The organism is Pedobacter sp. ASV28, assembly GCF_016428855.1.
Taxonomy (GTDB): domain Bacteria; phylum Bacteroidota; class Bacteroidia; order Sphingobacteriales; family Sphingobacteriaceae; genus Pedobacter.
In genome coordinates this window covers 24,284-33,928 of sequence record NZ_JAELTN010000053.1, presented here as the reverse complement: position 1 = coordinate 33,928, position 9,645 = coordinate 24,284, and the positions used below count along the sequence as shown (strand labels likewise).

Annotated in this window: 9 protein-coding genes; 7 read left to right on the top strand and 2 right to left on the bottom strand. The window is 39.0% G+C overall.

The genetic code is table 11. From position 1 onward, the window contains the following. Positions 1-213 precede the first annotated feature (213 nt). The 4 genes from JHD79_RS17300 to JHD79_RS17285 all read left to right on the top strand — a co-directional run bounded on the left by JHD79_RS17300 (position 214) and on the right by JHD79_RS17285 (position 4,840). A complete protein-coding gene (locus JHD79_RS17300) occupies positions 214-585 on the top strand; it encodes a septal ring lytic transglycosylase RlpA family protein (RefSeq protein ID WP_199120555.1) in 372 nt (123 codons plus the stop codon). 405 nt (positions 586-990) lie between these two features. After that, on the top strand, positions 991-1,962 hold the full coding sequence (locus JHD79_RS17295; protein ID WP_199120557.1) for a ribonucleoside-diphosphate reductase small subunit: 972 nt from the start codon (positions 991-993) through the stop codon (positions 1,960-1,962). Between the two features lie 104 nt (positions 1,963-2,066). Next, positions 2,067-4,445, top strand: coding sequence for a ribonucleoside-diphosphate reductase subunit alpha (locus JHD79_RS17290; RefSeq protein ID WP_199120554.1), 2,379 nt, complete (start codon positions 2,067-2,069; stop codon positions 4,443-4,445). A gap of 176 nt (positions 4,446-4,621) precedes the next feature. Further along, positions 4,622-4,840 (top strand): cysteine-rich CWC family protein, encoded by a 219-nt coding sequence (locus tag JHD79_RS17285; RefSeq protein WP_199120553.1) that lies wholly within the window; start codon positions 4,622-4,624, stop codon positions 4,838-4,840. 2 nt (positions 4,841-4,842) lie between these two features. Here JHD79_RS17285 and JHD79_RS17280 read toward each other — a convergent pair whose 3' ends face one another. After that, positions 4,843-6,477, bottom strand: a complete 1,635-nt coding sequence (locus JHD79_RS17280) for an ABC transporter substrate-binding protein (RefSeq protein ID WP_199120552.1) — start codon at positions 6,475-6,477, stop codon at positions 4,843-4,845. Between the two features lie 44 nt (positions 6,478-6,521). On the opposite strand from JHD79_RS17280, the gene JHD79_RS17275 reads away from it, so the two are divergent. After that, a complete protein-coding gene (locus JHD79_RS17275; RefSeq protein WP_199120551.1) occupies positions 6,522-6,974 on the top strand; it encodes a hypothetical protein in 453 nt (150 codons plus the stop codon). 45 nt (positions 6,975-7,019) lie between these two features. Next, positions 7,020-8,084 carry a DUF2891 domain-containing protein gene (locus JHD79_RS17270; protein ID WP_199120556.1) on the top strand — a complete coding sequence of 355 codons (1,065 nt, stop codon included), beginning with the start codon at positions 7,020-7,022 and terminating at the stop codon, positions 8,082-8,084. 56 nt (positions 8,085-8,140) lie between these two features. Here the strand turns inward: JHD79_RS17270 and JHD79_RS17265 are convergent, their stop codons facing one another. Then, a complete protein-coding gene (locus tag JHD79_RS17265) occupies positions 8,141-8,662 on the bottom strand; it encodes an NADPH-dependent FMN reductase (protein WP_199120550.1) in 522 nt (173 codons plus the stop codon). Positions 8,663-8,839: 177 nt separating this feature from the next. Here JHD79_RS17265 and JHD79_RS17260 point away from each other — a divergent pair, with 177 nt between their 5' ends. Further along, complete coding sequence (locus JHD79_RS17260; protein WP_199120549.1) at positions 8,840-9,643, top strand: ParA family protein; 804 nt, start codon at positions 8,840-8,842, stop codon at positions 9,641-9,643. Positions 9,644-9,645: the final 2 nt, after the last annotated feature.

The following is a 9,645-nucleotide window of genomic DNA, read 5'->3' as shown; positions in this document are numbered from 1 at the left end:
GGCTCGATCGTCGGCAGCGTCAGATGTGTATAAGAGACAGAGCTTATACATCACAAAAAAGCCCCCCGATTTTATCGGGGGGCTTTTGTTTTTTTAGATTGGCCTCAGTTTTTGTAAAGTTCAATTTGTTATATTTGAGCCTGCTAAAATATGGCTGGAGAAGCGGCTCGCATTTACAAAGATTGGAATATTAAAAAACTAAGATCACGAACTATGAGGTTATTGCTTTTTCTTTGCTTCATCACTTTTGGTGCTCATGCCCAAACTGTGGATATAAAATCTCCCGATACCGTAGTGCAAACTATCTTTACTACCTATTATGCAAAAAAATTTGAGGGTAAAAAAACCACTAGCGGAGAAAGGTACAGGTCGGCTAAGTTTACCGCTGCACACAGAAGCCTCCCTTTTGGCACAATTATCAAAGTGAAAAACCTGCATTCAGGTAAAATAGTTGAAGTTAGGGTGAATGATCGTGGACCTTTTAACAGGAAGTTTTCCTTAGATATTTCACAGGGTGCGGCAAAAGCATTGGGCATTTATCGACTGGGTTATGCTCGTGTGGAAATCTCCTATGTTTTGAAATAATAAAGCGCCAACAGGGATCTTTTTAAAATTATTAACACTTATTTTGATTCTCTAAGTGCTTAAAAAGAAATAATTAGCTTTTTTTCTCGTTGTTTCTGACGAAATTCTGATTGAAAATCGATACTTATTAGCACGCATGTTAACAACTTTGTAGGATAAAAAATCCTTCATCTTTTATATTTGTTATACGAAGTTCTTTAATAGAAAACACCCGATTTATTTTTTAACTGGTTAATATTTAGTTTTTTAAGGTGCATGATTTTTTGATGTCCTTTCTGCCGCTCCTCACTAAATAAGACTTGTTGGGCGGTTTACAACTTTAAAGAATTAAAAGGTGCCAATATGAAGGCTGCTTCTGTTTTGGACTATACTATAACTGCAATTTCTAAACGTAAAAAAGAGCTTATGGAAGATGAACTATTATTAAGAGAAAACAAGGATCGCTTTGTGCTTCTGCCTATCAAATATCCGGCTATTTGGGAAATGTACAAGAAGAGCGAAGCAAGTTTTTGGACTGCCGAAGAAATCGACTTGTCTGATGATATAAAACACTGGGAAAATTTAAACAGTGGCGAGCGTCATTTCATTTCGCACATTCTGGCGTTTTTTGCAGCGAGTGATGGTATTGTAAACGAAAACTTGGCGGTTAACTTTATGAGCGAAGTGCAAATTCCAGAGGCACGTTGTTATTATGGTTTCCAAATCATGATGGAGAATATCCATTCAGAAACTTATGCACTGTTAATAGACACTTACGTAAAAGATCCTGAAGAGAAAGATAGGTTATTCCATGCCATCGACACTGTTCCGGCAGTTAAGAAAAAAGCAGAATGGGCCTTGCGCTGGATTGAAAATGGAACCTTTGCAGAACGATTAGTTGCCTTTGCTGCGGTAGAAGGCATATTCTTTAGCGGTAGCTTCTGTTCTATCTTTTGGCTGAAAAAGCGTGGTTTAATGCCCGGTTTAACGTTTAGTAATGAATTGATTTCAAGAGACGAAGGTTCTCACTGCGAGTTTGCATGCTTACTTTATGGCATGTTGAAAAATAAACTAAGTCAAGAACAAGTGCATGCCATTATTAAAGATGCGGTAGAAATAGAAAAAGATTTTATCAGCGATGCCCTACCGGTGAAACTCATTGGAATGAATGCCGATTTGATGAAGCAGTATATTGAATTTGTTGCCGATAGATGGCTCAACGAACTTGGTTACGCTAAAGTATATAATTCTACCAATCCATTTGATTTTATGGAGATGATTTCACTGCAAGGTAAAACCAACTTCTTTGAAAAACGGGTTGGCGATTACCAGAAAAGTGGTGTTTTAACTTCTTCTGAAGATAAAGCGCAAGCTTTTTCTCTAGATGAAGATTTTTAATAGTGATTTGAGCTTTGGATGTGCTGGTTAGGCAGTTTCCAATAAGATAATATTTTGAAACCAGGTGCCAATGTGTAAGCATGCACCAATAAAATTTTGTAAGGATGTTTGTAATAAAAAGAGATGGCCGTAAGGAAGCGGTAAAGTTTGATAAGATAACCGCTCGGATTGAGAAGTTATGTTATGGTTTTAATGCAGAATTAGTAGACCCTATTGATGTTGCCAAAAAGGTAATAGAAGGGCTTTATGATGGTGTTACGACATCAGAACTCGATAATCTTGCAGCAGAAACGGCTGCCTCCTTAACCACCAAGCATCCTGACTATGCTTTGTTGGCATCACGTATTGCAGTTTCCAATTTGCATAAGAATACCATTAAGTCATTTTCTAAAACAATGGAGTTGTTGTACAACTATGTTGATCCTAAGACGGATAAATCGGCTTCACTAATTGCCGATGATGTTTGGGAGGTGATCAATACCCATGCCGATATCTTAGATAGTACCATTATATATGATAGGGATTTTGGCTTTGATTATTTTGGCTTTAAGACCTTAGAAAAATCCTATCTTCTAAAGGTAAATGGCCAAATTGTTGAACGCCCACAACATTTGTTTATGCGTGTATCGGTAGGTATCCATAAAGAGGATATCGATAGTGTAATCAAAACCTATAATCTGATGAGCGAACGTTGGTTTACACATGCTACGCCAACTTTGTTCAATGCAGCTACCCCAAAACCTCAAATGTCATCATGTTTCTTGTTAACCATGCAGGATGATAGTATTGAAGGTATTTACGATACCCTGAAACAAACTGCCAAAATTTCTCAAAGTGCAGGTGGTATCGGTTTGAGTATCCATAATATCCGTGCAACCGGAGCCTATATTGGTGGTACCAATGGAACCAGCAATGGTATTGTGCCCATGTTGCGTGTATTTAATGATACCGCTCGCTATGTAGATCAAGGTGGTGGTAAACGTAAAGGTGCCTTTGCCATTTATTTAGAGCCTTGGCATGCCGATGTTTTCGAATTCCTAGATTTACGTAAAAATCATGGTAAAGAGGAAATGCGTGCACGTGATTTGTTCTATGCACTTTGGATTTGCGATCTGTTTATGCAACGTGTAGAAGAAAATGGTGATTGGAGCTTGTTCTCTCCAGACGAGGCACCAGGTTTGGCCGATTGTCATAGTGAAGAATTTAATAAGCTTTATGCAAAATATGAAAAAGAGGGAAGAGCCCGTAAAGTAGTAAAAGCACAAGAATTATGGTTCGCCATTTTAGATTCGCAAATTGAAACCGGTACACCTTACTTGTTGTACAAAGATGCGGCAAATAGTAAATCGAACCAACAAAACCTAGGAACGATCAAAAGTTCTAACTTGTGTACCGAAATTATTGAGTATACTTCAAAAGATGAAGTAGCTGTTTGTAACCTGGCTTCGTTGGCTTTACCTAGATATGTAATTAATGGCGAGTTTGACCATCAAAAATTATATGATGTAACCTATCAAACTACATTAAATTTAAATAAGATTATTGATCACAACTACTATCCTGTTAAAGAAGCAGAAAACTCGAACCTTCGCCACCGTCCGGTTGGTTTAGGGGTGCAGGGCTTGGCAGATGCATTTATTTTAATGCGTTATCCTTTTGAGAGCGATTCTGCTAAACAATTGAACAAAGATATATTTGAAACGATCTATTTCGCCGCTATGACCGCTTCGGCTGATCTGGCAGAGAAACACGGTGCGTACAAGACATTTAAAGGTTCGCCACTTTCAAAAGGGCAGTTTCAGTTCGATTTATGGGGAGTAACTCCAGAAAGTAACCGTTGGGATTGGGAAAGCTTGAGAAAGCGTGTGGTGAAAAAAGGTGTTTACAATTCACTATTGGTGGCACCAATGCCTACAGCTTCTACTTCACAAATCTTGGGCAACAATGAATGTTTTGAGCCATATACCTCGAACATTTATACCAGAAGAGTACTAAGTGGTGAGTTTATTGTGGTGAATAAACATTTACTAAAAGACCTAGTCGCTTTAGGCTTGTGGACTCCACAAATGAAAGACAGGATTATCTTGGCCAATGGCTCTATTCAAGATATTCCAGAAATTCCAGATTATATCAAGGAATTGTACAAAACCGTTTGGGAGATTAAAATGCGTAACATCATCGATATGGCTGCGGATAGGGGAGCTTATATTTGCCAATCGCAATCATTGAACTTGTTTATCAATGCACCGAATACTTCAAAATTAACTTCAATGCATTTCTATGCCTGGAAGAAAGGTCTGAAAACGGGTATGTACTATCTACGTACACAAGCGGCTTCACAAGCAGTGAAATTTACGGTAGAGAACCAAGGTGGTAAGGCCATGGAAGCAGTTATTCCTGAAGTGATCAATAATGCGGCCGAAGAAATTATCGAAGGGCCGGTTTGCACTATGGAAGAAGGTTGTATTAGCTGTTCAGGATAAAATAGTCAGAAAGTCGGAAGTCCGAAAGCCGGAAAGATGAATTTTTGAAAGGCAATAATAAAGTAAGGTTTTGGACGAAAGTTCAGAACCTTATTTTTTGTCCGTACTTTTGCTTTTAGTTCATTTGTCAATGGTTAATTAGTATTTTCCATCATGACAAATGAACTCATGAACTCATGAACAAATCATTTAGCCATAGTAAACACGAGATCATCTCTTGCGAGAGATGCGGTACGGCCATAGAGTGCAAGGCCAATGCTTATACCAAATGTCAGTGTAGTGTAGTACAATTGAGCATAAACGAAGTTCAACACGTGAGCGAACTGTATGACGGCTGCTTGTGCGCCAAGTGCTTGTTGCAGCTACAACAAGAATACCGCGAAAGCTTAACCTGAAATTATGCCTTTTTAACCCTTTTTAAAATCATCAGGCTTAATGGGTTGAAATTGTAGCCACTTATATTGTTTTGCAACATTACGACAGACTGATCATATAGGATAGGAACTACAGAGGCATTTTCCAATACCATATTGTCCATTTTTTGGTAAAGCTCATATCTTTTTTTGGTATCGTTTTCATAATAGCTTTGTTCAAAAAGCCTGTCGAATTCTTTGTTGAAATAACCTGTATAGTTTGGCCCGAAAGGGACCTTGTTTTTGGAGTAGAATACCGAAAGATAATTTTCTCCGTCTGGATAATCGGCAATCCAAGATCCCCTAAAGAAACCAACTTCATTTTTGGACATGAGGTCCCTTAAACTGGCACTGGGACTTACATCAACTTTAACCTTTATTCCAATGTTGTTCAGCTCGCCCTGAATAAACTCAATGAGGTCTTTATAGGTGGTAGAAGTGCTCAGCTTAATTTCAGGCATACCCTTTCCATTGGGGAAACCTGCCTCTGCCAAAAGTTTTTCGGCCAATGCGGGGTTGTAATGATAACCTTTGACTTTTGTACTGTCGAAACCGGGCATGCCCTTGGGTATAAAGCCCGAGGTAGCTGGCGTACCAATACTATTGCGTAGGTATTTAATCAGTTTTTCCCGATCTATGGCGTAGTTAATGGCTTGTCTTACCTTTTTTATGCGCAAGGGAGAGTTTTTTACAATCACTTTGCTGGTATCTACCAAAATGCCTACATATTCTGTGCATAGATAAGGACCTTTTATCAATTGGAATTTGCCTTTGTATTTGCTGGTCATTCGGCCGCTTTTGGTCAAGATATCATCCCTATAACTTCCGTCTACACTGTAGAAGAAATCCAGGTCCTTTTTTAGGAAATTCATGAAGGCACTTTGCTTATCATTAATGAAGGTGGCCTTGATGGCGTCAAGATAGGGCAGTTGCTGGTGGTGGCTATCTTTCTCAAAATAATGTTCGTTTTTTAGTAATACCAGTACTTCATCTTCTTTCCAATACTTAAATTTAAAGGGGCCGGTACCTATTGGATGATTCCTAAAATCCTTGCCGTAATGTTCTACCACTTCTTTGGGCACAACGGAACAGTATTGGGCAGTAAGTAAGTTCATGAATGCAGGAAATGGTTTCAGAAGCTTAACTTGGAAGGTGCTATCATTTATCGCTACAAAACTATGGATATCTTTTACCTTGTCGCTAAAAATCCATCCGCCAGAAGAGGCGACCTTTGGGTCTATCAATCGGAAAAAACTATACGTAAAATCTTGAGCCACAACTTTTCTGCCCTTTCCTTTTTTAAATAAAGGGTCATCATGAAAAAAAACATCGGTTCTAAGGTTAAATGTATAAGTGAGCCCATCAGTAGAGATGTTCCAAGATTTAGCAATACAGGGGACGGTGTTTAATGCCGAATCTACTTGTACCAGGCCATTAAAAATTTGGTTGGTCATCCAAATGGCATTCTGGTTACGGGCAAAAGCCGGATCTAGGGAAGTAAGGTTTTGATCGAGGTTAATGTTGAAGATTTTTTTATGTTGATTGGCATCATCGTTTTTACAGGAAAAGAAGAAGGCCAGGCAGCAGATCCAAAATATATTGTTTTTAATTGTAGGCATCGGTTAAGGAATAGTATTTTTGTACAAATTAATAAATAAATCAGATGTCTTTTTTAAATGACCTTATAAATAGCGAAAACAATTTGGATTTACGTGCAGAATTGGAAGAAAGAATAGCTATTGTGGAACATAAGATCAAATTTATAGATAAAGTGCCTGTGTGCTTTCTAGATTCTTTGGGGCATCCGCATCTTAAATTGGGAGAGCTGGCCGAATTTGCGGGCGCAAGTTTAACCACGGATCCCATAGAAGCTGCTTATGTGGTTTTTTATGAAGATGGAAAGTCGTTAGAGGATTTGATGAGGTTAGCACCCGTGCTATTTAATGAGGCTTGGCCAGCTGTAGCATTTAATAGGGTGTGCCTATTGGCAGATGATTATCGTAGAAATAAGGTGGAGGAGGCGGTTGGATTGATTGAAGACTTGGCCGAGATACTCCACCCAGGACATTTTATATTTGGGTATGAAGGTGATAAGTGGATCAGGTTTACACTTTAGGTTAATATTCAAGAAGAACGATTATAACATATGAACCTTAAATTAATGTTAGGGTTTTGCCTTTTGGTGGGAGCGCTGCATGGTTATGCACAAACGGCACCTAGGCTAAACCAGGAGAATGCCGAAAAACTGGCTGTGCTTCCCTTGGGCTGTATCAATAAGGAGTTTCCTAATAAAACTTCACATGTAGCGAATACCGAAGTAGACAACAAGCTGCTGCCGTCAGAATTACATCCTGTTTTTTACGGTTGTTTTGACTGGCACAGTTCGGTTCATGGGCATTGGATGTTGGTACATCTGCTGAAAACTTTTCCTGATCTTAAGTATAAGGAACAGCTTATAGACCAGTTAAATAAGACTTTTACACTAGCGAATATGAAGGCAGAAGCCGAGTATTTTTCTAAGTATGAGGTGGCCAAAACATTTGAACGGACATATGGTTGGGCCTGGTTGCTAAAACTGGATCAGGAGCTTTATGAATGGAAAAGCCCTCTGGCCAAGAAATGGCATGCCGCATTGCAGCCCTTAACCCAACAAATTTTAAGCCTTTGGAAAGCGTATCTGCCAAAGCAGACCTACCCCAACCGTACTGGCGTGCACGGAAATACGGCCTTTGGTTTGGTATTTGCATTAGATTGGGCAAGAGTTTTGGGAAATAAAACATTCGAACAGCAGGTTGTTGATAAGGCCAAAAGCTTTTATTTGAAAAATGAGCAAACGCCTGCTTATTTGGAACCTGATGGTTCAGATTTCTTTTCTCCGAGCCTGGAAATTGCTGATTTGATGAGAAGGGTATTGGCTAAGGAAGAGTTTGTAACCTGGTTGGATAAATTTTATGAAGAAAGGAGTGTTCAGCAGATTGGTGATATGCCTATTATCAGTGACCTAAGCGACTATCAGACGGTTCATTTGGTGGGACTGTCGTTCACACGTGCCTGGTGTATGAGGGGCATTGCTGCACAGTTGCCAGAAAATCACCCTTGGAAACGTCGTTTTAATGAAACGTCCGATCATTTTTTAGCGAACGCCCTACCACTCATTTTTAAAGGAAACTATGGGGGCGACCATTGGTTGGCTTCGTTTGCTGTTTACGCTTTGGCACAACATTAGAGTTAGGTATTAATGGTTGGCCATTTGTAGCCGAATTCCAGTGAACTAAATTCAGTTTAATAAGCTATAAATTTATCGATCTGCTGGTTGGTGAATTTTAAGGTGTCTTCCATGAAAAGTGCTCCATGTTCATTTAGTTCCTGTTTAATATAGGGGATATGCAGCCGAAGTGGCATCACATGTAGGTGTAGGTAGGCGCAAACCCCATTAAAATGTTCAATGCCTCTAATATTGCCATATTTACCAGAAGAGATACCTACCAGACAAGCTTTTTTGTCATAAAAACTTTCAGGGAATATACAGGCATCGATGAAGGCTTTTAGTACGCCCGGAAAACTTCCGTTATATTCGGGGATCACAAACAGAAATTTACGGGTTTGGGTGATGAGTTCCTGTATTTTTTCAAAGGCCTCACTTCTCTTTCCGTAGAGGTCTGTGGCTATAAAATTGGCAGGTAAATCCTGTAGGTCAAACAATGTGCTGGCTAAGCCCTTTTCTGCCAATTGCTTTTCATAATATTTGGCGACTTTTAACGTATTGCTATTGGGTCTATTGGTGCCGGCTATAATGGTAATCATATGAAAATTGTTAATAAGATGTTTAAAACACGCCCCGCTTTGATACTATTATTTAGTTTTAGTTTGTATCTTAGCTAATTGTTAAAAGATGCCTAAACATTGCAAAATTAGCATTTTTTAGAGAATTTTTGTTTAAAATTAAGCCGCTACAAGTTGTGGCCACTTCAAGGAAAATAAATGAGTAAGATTATTGCTTTAGCGAACCAAAAAGGAGGAGTAGGAAAAACCACTTCGTCTATTAATCTAGCAGCCAGTTTGGCCGTTTTGGAGTATAAGACCCTTTTGGTTGATGCAGACCCTCAGGCCAACTCTACATCGGGTATAGGTTTTGATCCAAGAAACATCAAAAACAGCATTTATGAATGCATTATCAATGATGTTGAACCCGCCGATGCCATTGTAAAGACAGATACACCTAATCTGGACCTACTTCCAGCTCATATTGATCTGGTGGGTGCCGAAATAGAGATGATCAATCTGAGCAACCGAGAGTATAAAATGAAAGCGGTATTGGAGAAGATCAAAGACCAGTATGATTTTATCATTATCGATTGTTCGCCATCGTTAGGTTTAATTACGATCAACTCTCTTACTGCTGCCGATTCGGTAATTATTCCGGTGCAATGTGAGTATTTTGCCTTGGAGGGATTGGGTAAACTATTGAATACCATCAAAATTGTACAGAACAGGTTAAACCCTGCCTTGGAAATAGAAGGAATTCTATTGACGATGTACGACGTAAGGCTGCGTTTATCTAACCAAGTGGTAGAAGAAGTAAAAACACATTTTCAGGACCTTGTTTTCGAAACCATTATTCAGCGTAATACCCGTTTGAGTGAGGCACCTAGCTATGGTGTATCGGTAATTATGCATGATGCAAATTGTAAGGGAGCCATTAACTATTTAAACTTGGCAAGAGAAATTGTTCGCAAAAACGGATTGGTTAAAGAGGAACAGAAAGTTAAAACGGCAACCATTTAGAA